The sequence below is a fragment of the Paenibacillus sp. V4I3 genome, from assembly GCF_030817215.1.
GTDB lineage: Bacteria > Bacillota > Bacilli > Paenibacillales > NBRC-103111 > Paenibacillus_E.
Window position 1 is genome coordinate 7,040,959 of sequence record NZ_JAUSZA010000001.1, and the last position, 17,455, is coordinate 7,058,413.

15 protein-coding genes are annotated in these 17,455 nt (G+C 45.8%); all 15 read right to left on the reverse strand.

The window, feature by feature from the left end:
* Nucleotides 1-52 precede the first annotated feature (52 nt).
* Nucleotides 53-247, reverse strand: coding sequence for a CstA-like transporter-associated (seleno)protein (locus QFZ77_RS32270; protein WP_307446331.1), 195 nt, complete (start codon nucleotides 245-247; stop codon nucleotides 53-55).
* A gap of 4 nt (nucleotides 248-251) precedes the next feature.
* The gene (locus tag QFZ77_RS32275; RefSeq protein WP_307446335.1) at nucleotides 252-2,312 is read right to left on the reverse strand and encodes a carbon starvation CstA family protein; all 2,061 of its coding nucleotides are present in this window, start codon (nucleotides 2,310-2,312) and stop codon (nucleotides 252-254) included.
* A 129-nt stretch (nucleotides 2,313-2,441) separates the two neighbouring features.
* Nucleotides 2,442-3,185, reverse strand: a complete 744-nt coding sequence (locus QFZ77_RS32280) for a LytR/AlgR family response regulator transcription factor (RefSeq protein ID WP_307450018.1) — start codon at nucleotides 3,183-3,185, stop codon at nucleotides 2,442-2,444.
* 6 nt (nucleotides 3,186-3,191) lie between these two features.
* Nucleotides 3,192-4,796, reverse strand: a complete 1,605-nt coding sequence (locus QFZ77_RS32285) for a LytS/YhcK type 5TM receptor domain-containing protein (protein ID WP_307446338.1) — start codon at nucleotides 4,794-4,796, stop codon at nucleotides 3,192-3,194.
* A gap of 144 nt (nucleotides 4,797-4,940) precedes the next feature.
* Entirely contained in the window at nucleotides 4,941-6,188 is a 1,248-nt protein-coding gene (locus QFZ77_RS32290) for an MFS transporter (protein ID WP_307446341.1), read from the reverse strand.
* A gap of 284 nt (nucleotides 6,189-6,472) precedes the next feature.
* Entirely contained in the window at nucleotides 6,473-7,423 is a 951-nt protein-coding gene (locus tag QFZ77_RS32295) for an ROK family protein (RefSeq protein WP_307446344.1), read from the reverse strand.
* Nucleotides 7,423-8,814 carry a glycoside hydrolase family 3 protein gene (locus QFZ77_RS32300; protein ID WP_307450021.1) on the reverse strand — a complete coding sequence of 464 codons (1,392 nt, stop codon included), beginning with the start codon at nucleotides 8,812-8,814 and terminating at the stop codon, nucleotides 7,423-7,425. Before QFZ77_RS32300 ends, QFZ77_RS32295 begins: the two co-directional genes overlap by 1 nt.
* Before the next feature lie 9 nt (nucleotides 8,815-8,823).
* Nucleotides 8,824-9,054: a hypothetical protein gene (locus tag QFZ77_RS32305; RefSeq protein WP_307446347.1), complete on the reverse strand. Its 231-nt coding sequence runs from the start codon at nucleotides 9,052-9,054 to the stop codon at nucleotides 8,824-8,826.
* Between the two features lie 26 nt (nucleotides 9,055-9,080).
* Complete coding sequence (locus tag QFZ77_RS32310; RefSeq protein ID WP_307446351.1) at nucleotides 9,081-9,896, reverse strand: carbohydrate ABC transporter permease; 816 nt, start codon at nucleotides 9,894-9,896, stop codon at nucleotides 9,081-9,083.
* Complete coding sequence (locus tag QFZ77_RS32315; protein ID WP_307446353.1) at nucleotides 9,893-10,777, reverse strand: carbohydrate ABC transporter permease; 885 nt, start codon at nucleotides 10,775-10,777, stop codon at nucleotides 9,893-9,895. The genes QFZ77_RS32310 and QFZ77_RS32315 overlap by 4 nt, the downstream gene beginning before the upstream one ends.
* A gap of 11 nt (nucleotides 10,778-10,788) precedes the next feature.
* Nucleotides 10,789-12,126, reverse strand: coding sequence for an extracellular solute-binding protein (locus QFZ77_RS32320; RefSeq protein WP_307446355.1), 1,338 nt, complete (start codon nucleotides 12,124-12,126; stop codon nucleotides 10,789-10,791).
* A gap of 94 nt (nucleotides 12,127-12,220) precedes the next feature.
* The gene (locus tag QFZ77_RS32325; RefSeq protein WP_307446358.1) at nucleotides 12,221-13,819 is read right to left on the reverse strand and encodes a response regulator; all 1,599 of its coding nucleotides are present in this window, start codon (nucleotides 13,817-13,819) and stop codon (nucleotides 12,221-12,223) included.
* Nucleotides 13,816-15,630, reverse strand: a complete 1,815-nt coding sequence (locus QFZ77_RS32330; protein ID WP_307446361.1) for a sensor histidine kinase — start codon at nucleotides 15,628-15,630, stop codon at nucleotides 13,816-13,818. The genes QFZ77_RS32325 and QFZ77_RS32330 overlap by 4 nt, the downstream gene beginning before the upstream one ends.
* A gap of 138 nt (nucleotides 15,631-15,768) precedes the next feature.
* Nucleotides 15,769-16,212, reverse strand: coding sequence for an OsmC family protein (locus tag QFZ77_RS32335; RefSeq protein ID WP_307446364.1), 444 nt, complete (start codon nucleotides 16,210-16,212; stop codon nucleotides 15,769-15,771).
* Between the two features lie 23 nt (nucleotides 16,213-16,235).
* Entirely contained in the window at nucleotides 16,236-16,637 is a 402-nt protein-coding gene (locus QFZ77_RS32340; protein ID WP_307446366.1) for a DMT family transporter, read from the reverse strand.
* Nucleotides 16,638-17,455 lie beyond the last annotated feature (818 nt).

Here is a 17,455-nt window from a genome sequence, read left to right on the forward strand (position 1 = left end):
AATAAAAACGGAGCATCTCGGGTTCATTCCTCCCGTAATGCTCCGTTTCTCTTTAGCAGCAGCGATTAATTTTACCGCTTTCATAACGTTCATGAAGGGAAAGCATGTAAAACTCCTTTTCAGTCAAAGGTGTATCATTGGAATGATGCTCCTGTTGATGCTTTAAGTATCTTTCATAGTCAGGGATATTGAAAATAACCTTGATTGTCGCACTGACCTTGTTTGTAAAGCTTGTTATTTTTTTCATGGCATCAGGCTCCAAATGTGGATTGTACAAAAGGTGCTTCATTTAATCTAGGTTTTTGTTTTTGAATTATGATCGTATACCATACCCGTAAAGAGATGATAATCATCAGAATGACTACAATGCCGAAGAAGATCGTCAGCCCTGCATCGATATAATTATTCGTCACAATCTGGTGCATAACTTCCATATTTTTAGCAGGCGCGATGACTTGGCCTTTGTCAATTCCTGCTTGGTATTTCTTCGCTGCCGCTAAAAATCCAATAGCTGCATTATCGGAAAATGCTTTTTGGAAGCCGGCGGTCAATGTCGTCACGGAGAGGAACGCAAAGGGAAGGATACCTACCCATGCGTACCGGGCTTTGCCCATTTTTATCATAATCGTTACGGCTACGGCTAAGGCGATGGCAGCTAGCATTTGATTCGCGATTCCGAATAACGCCCATAAGGAATTGATACCTCCGAACGGATCGATCGCCCCTTGATACAAGAAGTATCCCCAAGCCGAGCAAACAAGCAGCGAAGCAATGAAATTGTATTTGAATACTTTCGTTTGGCCAAATGGCTTGTAGAAGTTTCCGATCAAATCCTGCAGCATAAAACGTCCAACGCGCGTCCCGGCATCCACAGCTGTTAAGATAAAGACAGCTTCAAACAATATGGCGAAATGGTACCAGAATGCCTTGGCTCCATTAAGGAACGTTGAAAAAATCTCGGCCATACCTACGGCAAGCGTCGGTGCCCCGCCAGTTCTCGAAAGGATCGTTTTTTCACCGATTGCTTTGGCTGTGCTTGTAATCTGATCAGGAGTCAGCGTGAAGCCCCATGATGAGATTTTGGCTGCGACGGCAGCTGAATCGGTTCCAATCACAGCCGGTGAAGAGTTCATCGCGAAGTAAATGCCGGGCTCTAAGGCGCATGCCGCGATCAATGCCATAACGGCGACGAAGGATTCTGCGGCCATACCGGCAAAGCCGATAAAAGGCGCATGACTTTCTCTATCAATCATTTTCGGAGTCGTACCGGAAGAAATCAAAGAATGAAATCCGGAAACCGCTCCACAAGCTATTGTAATGAATAAAAATGGGAATAAATTGCCGGAAAATACGGGACCTGTTCCATCAATAAATTTGGTCACAGCCGGCATTTTCAGCTCCGGTAAAAGGACCATGATGCCACCAGCAAGTAAGATGATAACACCGATTTTCAGAAAAGAACTCAAATAGTCACGCGGTGCAAGAAGGACCCAAACCGGCAAAATGGAAGCAATCAGGCCATAGACGACCATTAAGATAGCGATTTGCGGAGCGGTGAAGGTGAACATATGGGACAGCATCGGACTTTCCGCTACGTACTGTCCTGACCATAAAGCAATCATCAATAAGACGAAACCAATGATGGAGCCCTCGATCACTTTACCAGGTCGAATATAACGCATATAAAAGCCCATAAATATGGCAATCGGCATGGTCATGGCAATCGTAAACATGCCCCATGGTGATTCAGCTAACGCTTTCACTACGACGAGTCCAAGAACTGCGACGATAATAATGAGGATCGCTAATGTTGCAATGGACGCTAACGTACCGCTGAATCGACCGACTTCGTCTTTGGCCATTTGACCGAGTGACTTTCCATCCCGACGCATGGATCCGACAAGGGTCACAAAGTCTTGTACGCAGCCAGCAAGAACGGCCCCGATAATAATCCAGAGAATACTGGGCAAATACCCCATTTGCGCGGCTAATATCGGACCAACAAGCGGTCCTGCTCCGGCGATAGCCGCGAAATGATGGCCAAAAAGTACATATTTATTGGTCGGGACGTAGTCTTTGGAATCGTTATGCACATGGGCTGGGGTTGCTCGTTTGTCAGTTAACTCGTAAATTTTCTTAGCAATGAACCGACTGTAAAAACGGTAACCAAAAGCATACGTACAGATAGCGGCAATGATTAACCAAACTGCAGAAATTTTCTCGCCATTCGATAGCGCGAGCATAGCGAAACCAGCTGCACCTAACGCTGCAATCGCACCCCAGATCACATACGAAGTAAATTTGTTTTTCATAACTATCACTCCTAGTAAGTGTTTTTTTCTTCAATCGACTTGGTTGATAACGCTTACAAGGAGTATAACTTGTTTGATTTCCGAGCGAAACATCTGGAGCGCATCATGCCATACTGGAGCCTTATGATGTTAAATTTCGAGTTTCAAACGCAGCATCTTCACATAATTTCGGCTAACAGGTATGCTGCTTCGCAGCGCGTCATCCATCCGCAGATTGTAAGCTCCGTTGACCCAGGTCTTCATCTCAACAATGGATGCCAGGTTGACAAGATAGCTTTTGTGGCAGCGAAAAAAACCGAATGGCTCCAACTTTTGTTCCAGCTCTACTAATGTATAGGAAACGTTATAGGCTTTATCGTGAAGATGAACCTGTACATGTTTGACTTCTTTACTAATATACGTGATGTCTTTTGGGGGCACATAGATAATGCCATCATCCAATTCTAGAGCTAGTTTTGCACTGGTCATTCCAGAGGAAGGTTGGAACAAGGCACCCAGTCCGTTCTGCATTCGAATTTTACTCAGCTCTCGGAAGACGATAGCTATATCTTCTTCGTCGTACGGCTTGAGCATATAGTGAAAAGCACGAAGCTTAAATGCATGGACGGCATATTGATCGTACGCAGTGGAGAATACAATCTTCACTTGCGGATTGATCTCCCCTACGATTTCCGCCACTTGAAGCCCGTTAAGATCCGGCATGTCCATATCGAGAAATAAGACATCCGGCGCTTGTTCTTTTACCTTCTTAATTGCATCCATTCCGCTGGTCGCCGGTGTCACTCTGTCTACACATTTGAACTGCTCTAAGAGATATACTAATTCTTCCCTTGCTGGCGCTTCATCATCAGCAATCACGATATTCCAGCCCACCAACCATCACCTCACCCAAAAACTAATTGTTGTACCTTCGCCTGACTTACTCGCAATTTCGAGTGGATGCTCTCTTCCGTAATGGTAAATTAGCCGCTGTTCGATATTCCGCAAAGCCATACCGGCATGTTCCCCTTGACTGTGAAGCCGGGCGATTTCTAGGCCAACTCCATTGTCCTCGACAGTAATACGCGCATGCCGCTTTCCGTTGTCCAGTTCCTCCTTCACCATAAGCTTGATCACACCGATTCCCTTCCTATTTTTGATGCCATGAACAATAGCGTTCTCGACAAGAGGTTGAATCGTAAACGGAGGGATCTGATGATCCAGTAACCCTTCATCGATTTCTGCATAAAATTCCAATTGATCCCCAAGACGTGATTTAATCAAGCTAAGGTAAGACATGACCAATTCATATTCGTCACGTATCGTAATCATCCGCTGGTTACTATGGCTCATGTTTTTGCGCAAAAACTTAGACAAGTGCATCACCATCTGACGAGCCTCTTCCGGTTTAGTACGAATAAATGATTTGACTGTGTTCAGCACATTAAATAGGAAGTGAGGATTCATCTGCGCCTGCAGTGAACGAATCTCCGCATCGGCCAGCAGCTGCGATTGTCTCTCGGACTCGACAAACGCATACTGCTGAGAAAGCAGACCGGCAAGCGAGGACAACATTCGTCTACGAGATGGATTATCATCCTGCTCTCGTTCGAAATACAAGCGAAATTGTCCAATAGGACGCTGATTCGGAATATGAATAAACAGGTCGATCCAATGCTTTGTTTTTCTTCCCTCAGCTACCCATTCCGAGCCGTTCTTGCTGAAAAATGCACCAACGGCCTTCATTTCCTCATTCAAAACTTTCGCGATTTCACGTACCGCCTTCTCGAATTCCATTCGCCAAAGTGGCATCGTCATATCCGCGATTTGCAGTGCTTTATGAGCATGCTCTGCGCCGATGCGATCCTCTTCGCGCTCCATTGTGTTGTACAGCACGAAATAAAGGGCCACCCCGATGCTGTTAGCGAGAGTCTGAGGTAAACCAATGAGCGAAACCAGGTTTACAGCGTCCCCCCAGGGCTTGGCGAGCGCAAGAATGAGTGCCATTTGCAGAGCTTCAGCCATGAAGCCAACAAGAAAGGCGAGTTGAATGGATGACACCTTACGGAAGCGTTTCTTGAACGCTTTGCGGCAAAGTCCAGCCAAGACACCTTGTAGAATAGGCGCAATCATACAGGCTACGGCAACAAATCCACCCAAGCTATAACGATGCAGGCCGGCTGCGACACCAACGATGAGCCCGCTTTTCACACCGCCAAGCAACCCGGCAATGACGACGCCAACAGTTCGTGCATTGGCAATAGCCGCTGTTGGGGAAACTTCGCCGATCCATGGAGCCGGTCGATACGTATAGTCGGAAACCGTCACACCTGAGTAGGTGGCCAGAATCGCATAAGCAGTGAAAAAGAAAAGAAAACGCCATTGATAGGTCCTGTTACCTTGATAACTCATATAACTGCGCATCCAGCGGCTGCGAGAAAAGGCAAATGCAAGCGCTATCAAGAATCCAACCCTTTCAATCATATCGACGAACAAATGAAGCATCGTTCACACACCTTTTAATATCTTTTAGAATAATCCTAGCAGAAATCGAGTGTCCTTGCAGTAAAAAAACCATGGTTTCTACGTTTGTAGAAACCATGTTCTTATGTGCCCTCTCGATAATCGGGAGGGTTCGTACATCACTCACTACTCGGCTGCGGCCACAGTTTGCTTATATTTTAACGAAGGCACCATAATGAAGACCCCAACTAAAAATAAAGCAGCACTCACTAGATAAATGGTTTCAAGCGAGAAGGAAGCCTTGATACTTCCGGCCAAACTCATCGTGATGACCATAGCTCCCATAAACAATGGATTCAGAATACCGTTCACGCGACCCACGAACGATTCTTCCGTGTTGCCAAGTATCATTGTATTGATACCAATTTGGATTGCAGGCATGACGAGCCCTGACAGAAATTGCATCAAAAGTGCTACCCATAAGAGATGTGTCATGCCAATGACTGCAAACGCCACGACACTTACGGACATCCCGAGTATAAGCAGCGCTTGCGACGACATTTTTTTGGAAAAGCCCATCGTCACGCCTCCGCCAATAATCATCGCGACACCATTTGTGGCCATAAACCATTGCAAGTTCTCTTTAGGCAAGCCTAGATTTTCCGTAACAAGAAAGATACCAAGCGGACTGATTAGACCAATCGCAAGACCGGCAACGGCAAAGCAGCCTCCCAAAGTGACCAGCATTTTATTCTTGAGCACATACCGGAAACCTTCGCCCATCTCAGCAAAAATATGCGTGGATGGTCCTTCTGATCCTTTTTCAGCTTTACGGTCAGATGGTAGAAACGTTAGGACAAGAGCTGAAAGCACGAAGCAAATTCCCATGATCGCTATAGCGACTTCGATTCCAAAGGTATAGTACACGAAAGTCCCCATAATTGGTCCCAAAATCATAAAGATAGCCATCATCGATTGAAACAATGACATCCCCATTTGCATTTGGGATTCATGCACATGAACCTTGAACAGCTTCATCCCGGACGGTTGAGAGAATTGAGACAGGATGGACGACACTAATGTGGCAAAAAAGATCGCCTTCCATGAACCATAATACAGGGTAACCATAATGACAAACACTGATGCAGCGCTGAGAATATCGCACCAGACCATCGTGAGCTTAGGTCTCCATCGATCTGCAAAGGCACCGCCAATGAAAGAGAAAATAAATATCGGCGCAAACTCGGCAACGGAAATCAAGGAAACCGAGTAAGGATCGTTATTCGTCATGTCGGTTACGTAGAGGAGAATTGCGAAGTTACGAATCCAAATCCCGATTTGGAGAAAAAGACCCGATAACATAATAGACTGCACGAAACGATTTGCAAAAAAAGAACGCATCGTTGGCGCAGAATTAGATACGGTTTGAGACATAGAAAAAAAACACCCCTTCGACAATAGATTGGTCAATAAAACGTCAACTTCATTCCGACGTAATCGGAACCAAGAAAGTTTCATAAACCTCATTTAATGTATCGAAAAAGGTGCCTAACGTCTAGTGCAATTTGTCATATGACCAGTCATAAACTGAAATGACTCAGTGCCCATCCCTCGACATGAGCAGGGCGGCGCCTACAGCTCCTGCGGAGGATCCAAGAGCAGATGTTACGAACCGGACCGGGCTTAGAATCGAAGGCAGGCAGCGATCCTCGATGATCTCACGCATCGGTCCTAGGAGCGGCTCGCCGATGTGCGAAGCCCCCGCCGCCAAGAATGACCACCTGCGGATTGAGCAGGTGGAGGATGCTCACGAGCCCGATGCCGAGGGCTCGTCCCGCTTCACGCAGGATGCCGCTTGCTTCGGCATCCCCTTCCGCGGCTGCGGCCGCGACCAACCGCGCATCCACGCGGTCAGGGTCGCCTCCCGCGAGCCTCGTGAGGGCGCCGGCAGCGTCGCCGTCGCCTCCCGCAACGCGGCGTACATACTCGGCGCCGCGGCGGCCAATGGCGGTGCCTGACGCGTAGAGCTCCAGGCACCCCACATTCCCGCAGAGGCAGCGCGGCCCATTTCCATCAATGGAAATGTGGCCGAGCTCCCCTGCGTTATGGTTGACTCCGGCGATCAAGCGGCCGCCGGAGATGATGCCCCCGCCGATCCCCGTGGAGATCGTCACGAATATACAGTCCGGCGCGCCCTCGCCCGCGCCGGCCAGCCATTCGCCGACCGCTGCGGCGGTGGCGTCGTTTTCGAGCCGGACCTCGCAAGCGAAGCGGTCCGACAACACCGCGGCGACGGCAACGTCGCGCCAGCCGAGATTCGTGGCGAAGGTGACGACACCGTTCGCCGTATCGAGCGTGCCCGCGGTGGCGACGCCAATACCGCGGAGAGCACTGCGGCTGCCGGGCACAGCCGCGAGAATTCCCTCGATCAGGTTACCCAGCCGATCGAGCACAGCTACCTCCCCCTGCTGCGCAAGGGTGGGGATCTCTTCTCTTGCGATGATGCTGCCATCGTACGCAACCAAGGCGGCCAACATCTTCGTGCCTCCCAGATCTACCCCAACAAAATACTCCCGAACGAAGACATCTTGTTCCATGCTATTACCCTTTACAAAAACATCCTGCTTATTGTCTTGCTCCAATGTCATCTCTTTTTCCCCTTTCCCCATCAATCCAGCCTCCAACCTAGCGGATACTCCTCCGACAATGTCACAGGCAGCCTTCCAACCGCTTTCTCTTTCCCAAGCAGCACATTCGCAAGAGAAACCATCGCAAGCGGACGGTTTTCATAACAAGCATAATAAGTCTTTACCTCAGGAAATTCAAGTAAATCATAAGGATTTCTCCCGGCAGCCACGATAACATACGGCTCTTTCCTTTGAACTAATTCTTTAACCAACCTGGTTTGTCCTGCTGAGAATGTTGCATTATATGTGACAATGACAACTTGCTTGTTACCCTCACAAGCTTCCAGAACCGATGCTATCTCCGTATCCGAAGGATATAGCCCCAAGTAAACCTCCTTAATAGGCTTTCCGGCTATCTCAGATAAGACACTGCCCAGTGTCCCGCTCCGTTCCACAACTTCATCAATCTCAGTTCCCGTTTGTACTTCCGTCCAAATGACCAAGGTCGGCTCGTTCAGATCCAGCACTTTACCTACTTCATCCTTAACCCGTGTAATACTTTTACGGCTCAGTTCTTTGGCAAGCAGTTGATGCTCGGGTGTAGAGATAGGTACGGTCGGGATGGGTTCTAACGTATCATATCGAATCCCTCGCTTATATTTATAGGTCATAATCCGCAGCACGGACTCATCAATTCGCGACTCCGGAATCCGTCCACTTTCCACCGCAGCAATAACCGCTTCAATGGCAGACACTTGGCGATCCAGTGAATGACTAACCAGAATAAGATCCGATCCGGCCTCAATGGCCTGAACAGCACCTTCCGCCACACCAATCCCTTCTGAGATCGCCTTCATCTCCAGGCAGTCTGTTACAATTAACCCTTTGAAACGAAGCTTCTCACGAAGCAACTCCGTTAAAATGCGATACGACAACGTCGATGGAACGCCATTCTCTTCTAGTGCCGCAAATACGACATGCGCAGTCATAATAGCGTCTACACCGCCTTCAATCGCTTTAATGAAAGGGGCTAGCTCAAGCTCCATCAATCGCTCCATACTATGCGGAACAACGGGAAGGTCATGATGAGAATCCTCTGACGTATCACCGTGCCCTGGGAAATGCTTGACTGTGGCTATAACGCCCATATCCTGCAAACCTTTCACCGCATGTGTACCCATATCACCCACTAGCACAGCTGTTTCACCATAAGAGCGTACGCCGATAACAGGGTTTAATCGATTATTATTGATATCTAAACAAGGGGCGAAGTTCATGTTCACGCCCATTTGGCGTAGTTCTTTACCCATCACTTTTGAACTGGCATAAACACCTGCGGGGGCAAAAGCAGCCCCTAAAGCCATGTTCCCTGGCAGCAGAGTTGTTCCTTTTTCAATACGGGAAACCATACCTCCCTCTTGATCTACGGCAATGAATAACGGCTATCCGCCGCTGCGTTGACTCATCGCTTGCAATTCAGCCGACAAATGAGCCAATTGGTGAGCATCTATTACATTTCGACGAAAATAGATGACACCGCCAAGTCCGTAATCCTCAATTAATTGGGTAATGGACGCATTTGGTTCCAAAGATTCAAAGCCGCAAATAAACATTTGACCCACTTTTTGACGCAAAGTTAAAGGATGTTGGTTATTGCGCGATGAAGATGACATGAATACACGCTCCTTGAATGAGTAAGTTAAGATTTAATGCTTTCAATGATACGTTTCTGCAAAATAAAATAGATCAGCACGACTGGAATAACACTAAACATGATTGCCGCACATAGCGAACCGTAGTTCATATTCAATTGGTCGTAAAAGGCTACCATACTTACAGGAAGCGTCCTAAACTTTTCCTTCGTTAGAAACAGATTCGCCATCATAAACTCATTCCAATTACTGAGGAAATTAAGCATAAAAACTGTGACGAGCGAAGGTATCGTTATTGGAAGAATGACTCGCCACAAAAGTCCATAGATAGATAATCCATCCATGATTCCCGCTTCTTCTAACTCACTTGGTATAGATTTCAAAAAAGCACTAAAAATAAACACAGTCAAAGGTAAACCCATCGTTACATAGGGCAGGATCAAGGCTAGCGGCGTGTTGTATACGTGCATGCTGCGAAGCAGCATATATAAAGGAACAAGCAAGGAACCTGCGGGAACAAGCAATGCGAGCATCAATATACGCTTCAAGAACTTGCTTAATCGTGGAAATTCCATTCGTGTTAGTGCGTACGCCGTTGCCGTACCAAGAAACAGCGTTGCTATGGCAGATATCACAGAAATCACCAAACTGTTCGTAAAATAATGACTTACATGTGCTCCAGTCCAGGCATTCCAATAATTCGAAAACGAGAGTTGCTCCGGAAGGGACCATGGCGAGGCAATGATTTCTTTATTTGTTTTAAAAGAGGAGTTCAACACCCAAAGAAGAGGAAACAAAATCATGCCTATGTACAACATGAGTACAACATGCAGGAAGACACGGCGATAGGGAAATCCCTTCAATATCGCACCTCCTCCTGCTTCCTTGTGAACCAGCCAAACAAGGATGTTAACATACCGGTTAAAAGGAGAATAAGTACGGCAATTCCATTTGCATAGCCATATTCACCAATGCGATAAGCTTTTTTATACATATACGTGGCCATCACTTCTGTAATCCCATACGGATTGCCGCCAGTCATCACATAGACGATGTCTAAGGCCTTCATAGCTCCTGTAATCGATAGCAAAATCATGACCATGATGACGGGACGCAGCAGCGGAAGCGTAATCGACCAAGCCTCTCGCAGGCTTGTCGCCCCGTCTAACTCAGCCGCTTCCAAGATATTTTTGGGGATAGCATAGATCGCCGATAAAACCAGCACGACATAGAATCCAATCCATTGCCATGCGTTGGTAACAAGCACAGAGACCATCGCTGTCGCTTCCTCTGCTAACCAAACATGCTGCCAAGTCATTAACCCTACAGCTTCTAATGCTTGATTGAGCAGCCCCGCCTGCGGGTGATAGATGAACCCCCATAGTACACCAACCACAGCTGTAGAAAGAATAGTCGGGAGGAAAATCATCGTTTTGTAGAAGCTAGTCCATCGCCTAACTTTGCTTACCAAAAGCGCTAAACCGAGTATAAAGGGGATTTGCAATCCAACAGAAAAACTAATGAAATACAGGTTATTCCGCACAGCCATCCAGAAATATTTGTCCTGAAAAGCAGTAACGAAATTATCCAAACCATTAAATCTCGCCGTCGACACTCCGTTCCATTCCGTGAATCCGTAGCGCAGCGACATGATCATGGGATATAAGAAAAAGATCACGAATAGCAGTAGTGTCGGTAACGTAAAAAGCGCATAAGCAAATGGGTTTCTTCCTATCTTTTTCATGTCTCATCCTACTATTTGGTATGGGTTTCTTCCTCATTCGAAGCCTCTTGCTGCTTCTGTATGTCTGCCATTAAGGAGGCCGGATCTGTTCTTCCGCCTATTAATTCTTGCATACCGCGCTCCAATTTTTCTCGAACTTTCGTTTGAATGCGTGAGTCGAATGCGGGGAAAGCACCTTTACTCCTAGCAAATACATTCAAAATTTCCGTAATCAGCGGGTTTACATTGCTCGTATCCTGCAGCTTCATGGCAGGTGGCATACCTTCTTCGACGAGCTGTCTTTTTTGCATGGATTCGTTATACATTTGCCTGATAAACTCCTTAATAGCCACCAGCTGATTTGGCGTCACTTTTTTAGAGAATCCATAGGCATTAGACCATCCTCCATTGATATAACCATCTCCTAGCCCTCCCATAGCTGGGAAACTCATGAAGCCTACATCCTTTACGATGGATGACTTCTCAGGGTCAAGCAACGGCGTATTCGCCCAACTGCCATCGAACATGAAAGCCGCTTCGCCGCTGCTAAATTTATTTTGCTGCTCGGCATATGCCAGTGCTAAGCTGCCCTCCTGGAGATACCCCTTTTGAATCAACGTATGATATTTCTCAAAAGCATCCACAACATCCGGATCCGTCCATCGCTTGCTTCCATCCAAAAAGCCCATAACAGAATTTGGACCGGCCGTACGCACCCACATAGTATTGATCATCATGTTAATGACCCAGGAATCTTTAGCCGCCAATGCAAATGGCGTTATTTTCTGAGCCTTTAGTATCGCGGCAGCTGCGAGCAGTTCCTCCCACGTTTGAGGTGGTTTTATTTGATGATCCGCCAAAATCCTTTTGTTATAGTACAAGCCCTCGACGTACCCTGCCATTGGAATGCCATAAATGTTACCGTTAACCGTAAACTCCTCGAAGCTATAAAACTTATTGATTAATCCAAGCTCATTCAGTATGGGCGTAAGATCAAGCAGCCTACCCGCTTTGACGTAATCCTTCGTATCCGTTCCGCCAAACAAGTCGAATATTTCTGGTGGATTCCCAGCCGCCATCTCCGCTCTCAGCTTCTCGAAGCGATTGACCTTATCCTCCACCCCATCTAATGTAATCGATAAGCCAGGCACCTTCAACTCCGTTGCTTTCACTACATCCTGCAGCATCGCGAAGCGCTTCTTCTGCGTATCTTTCACTTGCGTATGACGAAGTGTCAGTAAGATCGGCTCTCCTTTTGTCCCCGCGGGGTCGGGAGTTTGTTCATTGTTCGAAGTTAAGCCGTTGCAAGCAGACACGATGAACGTCATAGCCGCTACCGCTGCTACCGAAATCAACGTTCCTTTTCTCATCTTGATTGATCTCCTTTATGCTTGCCATCTAAGTATAAAATAACGGTAGTTTGTCCTAAAGACCCACAAATTCCTTATAAAGGGGCAAAATCCTCTACTTCGCTTCTTTGCGCTTTTCGCGAAACTCTGATGGAATCTCGCCAGTAAACTTTTGAAATACTTTGGTAAAATATCGCCGTTCGATGTATCCCACTGATTTTCCGATGTCCGTAATACTTTTATCACTATGGAGCAGCATCGACTTCGCCAATTCCATCCGATGTTTCGTGACATATTCTACGAAGGTTTCTCCAAAATACTGCTTAAATAATAAACTAAAATAGCTGGAGCTTATGCCTAAAGAGCTCGATATATCCTCGATCCCGAAATCATTCGAATAGTGAGTTCTTATATATTCTTTCGCCGCTGTCATGAGGAGTTCGCTGTTTTTCTTCTTATTCGTCCCCTCCAGCCCAAGTGCTACAAGCTGTACCATAACCTGAAGCAAATGTTGAATGCTCTCGCTCTTATCCAGTTGACACCATATCTGTTCTTCCTCCTGAAAATCAAGGGAATTCATTTCTCGCAATTCGCGGAGCAAATGAAGAATGAGGAAATGCAGCATCTGATAGGCCCTGGCAAAGGAGCTGTCAGACAGACCTTCAAGCAATAATTTTAAGCGCTTTAAGGCATCCTCCGTTTTGAGACGGTTTAGCTGTTTAAGTCCTGTTACAATCTCCTCCACCAAATACCATAAGGAGCTGTTCGCATCAGCTGGCTCTTTGGACTCTTTATACAACAGCACGGATTCCTGCTTCCCCAGATTAAGCTGCATGAATCGCTGAAGCTTCCGATAGGCCTCAGAGAGCTGACGAAGTCCAACAGCTGCCGGAAAGATGCCTACACTAATGCCTAATTTAACCGATTGGGAAACGTTATGCTGAAGTTGAGCAGCTATTTCATTTAACTTCACCAATGCGGCGCTTTCGCCGGTTTCATCCCATTGTATGATTACACACCACTCGCCTTCGCGGATCTGGAGTACGGTGAACTTCAATTTCTCATCCGTTAACGAATCTTGAAATACATTTCGTACTGCGAAATTCCATAGTTTCCGCTCCTGCTCGGTCCAAGGCAGTGATTTCTGTGAGTAATCATCCACATCGATCATCGCAAATAAATAGGTCAACGTTTCAAGGTCCATTTCATCAATCGGAAGCAGCGTATTCGGCGTAATTTCCGTATAATTCATCAAAACGTCCTGCAAGATCTTCTCATAGGCCAAATTTCTCATTTTGCCCCACTTTTGCTGCTCTTCTTGCTCACTTCGCTTCTTAACCCTAATTTCTTTCGACAATTTGCTTATCGAATTCTCTAACTCTTCATAGTTAATAGGCTTCAATATGTAATCGCTCACGCCAACTCGCATCAACGAACGTACATATTCAAAATCCTGATAACCTGTCACCATAAGCACTGTGCAATCTTCATTAATATCACGCAGCTTCTGAACGAACGTAATGCCATCCATTAGCGGCATACGAATATCACTCATGACCAGATCCGGCACATGCTGGCAGCTAAGTTCCAGCGCCTCCACTCCGTTTTTGGCCGTTCCAACAATATCAATCCCCAGTTCATCCCAAGGAATAACCGCCTGCAAATTACGCAGAATGTTAGGCTCATCATCTGCCAATATCGCTTTTAGCCTCATAAGCCTTCCCCCTTATTTTTTGGGATTACGATCTTCATCGTCGTACCTTGACCTTCTTGACTGCAGATGAACATGCCATAGTGTGCGCCATATTGGATCCGTATCCGGTCAGCTACATTGCTGACACCAAGTCCTCTTCGTTCTTCATTCGCGCCCAATATTTCGTGAAATGGCGTCTCTAGCTCTGTTTTATAATGGAATTTAGCTAATTTCTCCGTACTTATACCGATGCCGTTATCCGTCACATAAAGAGCAATCCGTTCTCCTTCATCCACAACCTTTATGGCGATCATGCCCATATAATCAATGGGTTCAAAACCATGCTGCAAACTATTCTCTACCAATGGTTGGAGAGTAAGCTTGAGAATGCAATAATCCAAAAGCTCAGGCGGAGCTTGAATGTCATATTGAAATTGATCTTCAAATCGGAATTCCTGAATTTCGAGGTAGCTTTTCAGATGCTCGAGCTCTTGCTTTAGTGAAATCTCTTCTCTGTTTTCCATTCCAATGCGCAGCAGATTCCCAAGCCGATACACCATTTGGCTGACTTTCTTCCCTTGGTTTTGGATCGCTAGCACATTGATGGATTCTAGTGTATTAAAAAGAAAATGCGGCTTGATCTGGGCTTGCAGCAGCATTAGCTCGGCCTTATTTTTACGGTCCTGCTGACGTTTGACTTCTTCCAGAAGATCCTCTACACGCACAACCAAACTGTTGAATCCTCTAGCGAGAGCAGACGTTTCATCCTTACCGCTTTCCTCCATACGAGTCGTCAGATCACCGCGTTCAACCTTTTTCATTGAGGAAAGCATACGCAGAATCAACTGAACAATTCGTCTTACGAAAACCAGATTGTACACAAGGGCAAAAAATAAACAGACGAACGTAATCCCAGCGACCAGCTTCATAATCGTCTCAATTTCCCCGGCCACATACTTCCATGAGGTGATCGACACGACGCTCCAATCCTGAACCCCCATCTGATTAATATTTAAATGGTAGAGTGAAATTAAGCTTTTTTCATTCTGAAAATTCGCCTGGAAACTGTTATTGTTTAGCTGCAGATCCAATTTACCAGGCAACAGCTGCAGCACATTGGCACCTTCTAAATTTTGCTTATTATCATAAAAAATAAGTCCGCTTTTGTTGACGAGCAAATAACGCTTAGAGCTTTCCTCATTCGTATTGAATGATTTGAAAATTTGATCAAGCTCATTGAATTTGAACTTCAGCAGCATGAACCCCAAGTTGTCCATCGTCCAGAAGTCTTTGACCAATCTCGCTTGATAAAATTCCCCGCGCCCCGTCCCGAACTCCTTATATTCGGAAGGTCCAATCCAGAGTGGACTTCCGTTCAATTCCTGTATGTGCTGGAATGCGGTGCTTTGTGTCAGCGCTGTCCACGGCAAAGCGCTTCCACCCCCGCGCCCCGCACTAAACGATTTGCCGGTATTATTATAAATCGCGACGGATTGCACAGGTGAATAGGTCAATATGGAGCCGCGCAGCAAGGTATCAAAGGTATTCAAGTCATAAGACGAGAGCGTGTTTTCATTCGGCTTCACCTCATCGATCGTTCGATAGATACCCTGAATGCTCTCTTTTACCATCCAAAAGTCCGAAAAGTAATTGGCTTCCTTGAACATGTAATAAATATTACGGGAAATCGCCTGCAAAGTGACCTCGGTCAAATCGCCGTACTTCTTCTCAATTAGCTGCTGAGATACTGTATAAACAGCGGAGCCTAGTACGAACAAAGGAATAATAATGAACATTAAAAAACCGATAAACACTTTTTTGTTCAAATTCATCGACGATGGCAGACTCCTTCCAAACTGAATCACGCACCATCCTAGTGTTGGCGCCTTTGCACTGCTTACTTTTGATTATAAATGACCCACATTTTGTGATCCTAGGGATAGGTTTGGATGCTATAGGGATAAAATCGTCTACTCCTTCAATAGAAGGATGTCAGGTTCCACGATGACCTCAACATTCCCTTTTAATGCTTTACTGATCATACAAGTCTGTTCAGCACGATAGGCGGCTTTGCTTATTTTATCCGTTATCTCTTGTGAAGTATGAGCTGGGATACAGATTCGCGGCCGGTGAATGATTTTATCCACCTTCATCGCCGGACTGCTATGGACGAATATCTCTGAGTTCAGCTCGATCGATGCAATACCTAGACGCTTCAGCAGCATGCTGAGTGTGATTAAATAGCAGGTCGCTGCCGCGCCAAGCAGCATCTCCTCCGGATTCGTCCCTATGCCAGGACCATCTAATTGGCTTGGCACTGAAATCCCCGAGACTAGGTTACCTGCTCGGATATGACCTGTGCCGTCCAAGCCTCCGGACCACTCCGCTTTTAGTTCAAAACGATGCTCGCTCATAGGTTTTTCCGCCTCACTTTCATCTAATCCTTCGTGTCTGAGTTTATTGCCTTTGAAGAATTTTGCGCTTGCAAGACCTTCGATTGACCTTCGTCCCCACTGCTGCTTATATGTAGACCAATAACCCCTAAGATGATGAGAACAATGGAAACCACCTTCAGTGTGGAAACCGATTCATTGAACCACCATATGCCGATGATCGTGATGAGTGCTGTCCCTACTCCAGACCATATGGCGTAGGCCAAACTGACATCGAGCTGCTTTAAAGCCAGCGTCAGTAAGGTGAAGCATAGAATATAGCAGATACCCATAACAATAGCCGGACCTAATCTTGTAAAGCCTGACGACATCTTCATAGCCGTCGTTCCCACGGTTTCAAATATGATTGCCAGCAGTAAAAATGTCCAATTCATATTCCAAATCATAGCTACCATCCTTTACGTGTAAACTGTTAATTATAATTGTAAAGGAATGCGCTGGGTTTCACCAGTAAGCAAAAAATCGTTCTCACTCCTGGTGTCAGGGCGGGAACGATTTTGTTTTTTTGCAATAGAAAAAGGCCATCCTTATCCCTAAAATAGATAAAAACAGCCTTATACTTGCTATCATTGATATCTATGAAAATGCATAATTAATGTGTTGGAATCAAAACAATGAAAGCCCTACCTCTCTTCCATCCTTGCGGCTCCAATGACCGCGCCAGTACGAATTGCTTAACAAACACCTGCTGCCGAAACACTTGACGTTGCCTCGGGTTTACCATAAATGAGCTGATTTTTACTGCACATTGGGAGAAAAACAAACAAGGAGAGGGGGTTACTTTCTTCTCGCTAATCGTTCGTGTGGGGTAAATGAGGTTTGGTTTTAAGTGTTTATATGGTTCATTTCAATCAATTCATAAATTATATATGAAAATCAGTGAAATGTCAACATGTAAATATACTTGTTTTTCAACACTTTTTTCTTTTAGCATTCGTACACGTCTATCTATAACCCTACGCTTTTGATTAGCCCATACAAAACGTATAAACCTAACATCATCATTCATAATTTTCAAACCAACACACCCTTCAAAAAGCCAAACCTCACCATTCAGTATTTTCAAACCAAACACAATCTTTCAAAAACGTAAAAAGCCGAACATCAACATTCAAAAATTTTCAAACCAAACATACCTTTCAAAACGTTAAAGCAAACCTCACCATTCAGTTACGAGCCATCGTCAACGTGAATTCAAAGTTAG

Coding starts and splice junctions, on each gene's coding strand:
- QFZ77_RS32335 (WP_307446364.1), bottom strand. CDS start 16,212: ATGAGCGAGCATCGTTTTGAACTAAAAGCGGAGTGGTCCGGAGGCTTG.
- QFZ77_RS32295 (WP_307446344.1), bottom strand. CDS start 7,423: ATGGGGAAAGGGGAAAAAGAGATGACATTGGAGCAAGACAATAAGCAG.
- QFZ77_RS32340 (WP_307446366.1), bottom strand. CDS start 16,637: ATGATTTGGAATATGAATTGGACATTTTTACTGCTGGCAATCATATTT.
- QFZ77_RS32275 (WP_307446335.1), bottom strand. CDS start 2,312: ATGAAAAACAAATTTACTTCGTATGTGATCTGGGGTGCGATTGCAGCG.
- QFZ77_RS32315 (WP_307446353.1), bottom strand. CDS start 10,777: ATGAAAAAGATAGGAAGAAACCCATTTGCTTATGCGCTTTTTACGTTA.
- QFZ77_RS32305 (WP_307446347.1), bottom strand. CDS start 9,054: ATGTCATCTTCATCGCGCAATAACCAACATCCTTTAACTTTGCGTCAA.
- QFZ77_RS32325 (WP_307446358.1), bottom strand. CDS start 13,819: ATGAGGCTAAAAGCGATATTGGCAGATGATGAGCCTAACATTCTGCGT.
- QFZ77_RS32285 (WP_307446338.1), bottom strand. CDS start 4,796: ATGCTTCATTTGTTCGTCGATATGATTGAAAGGGTTGGATTCTTGATA.
- QFZ77_RS32330 (WP_307446361.1), bottom strand. CDS start 15,630: ATGAATTTGAACAAAAAAGTGTTTATCGGTTTTTTAATGTTCATTATT.
- QFZ77_RS32320 (WP_307446355.1), bottom strand. CDS start 12,126: ATGAGAAAAGGAACGTTGATTTCGGTAGCAGCGGTAGCGGCTATGACG.
- QFZ77_RS32290 (WP_307446341.1), bottom strand. CDS start 6,188: ATGTCTCAAACCGTATCTAATTCTGCGCCAACGATGCGTTCTTTTTTT.
- QFZ77_RS32270 (WP_307446331.1), bottom strand. CDS start 247: ATGAAAAAAATAACAAGCTTTACAAACAAGGTCAGTGCGACAATCAAG.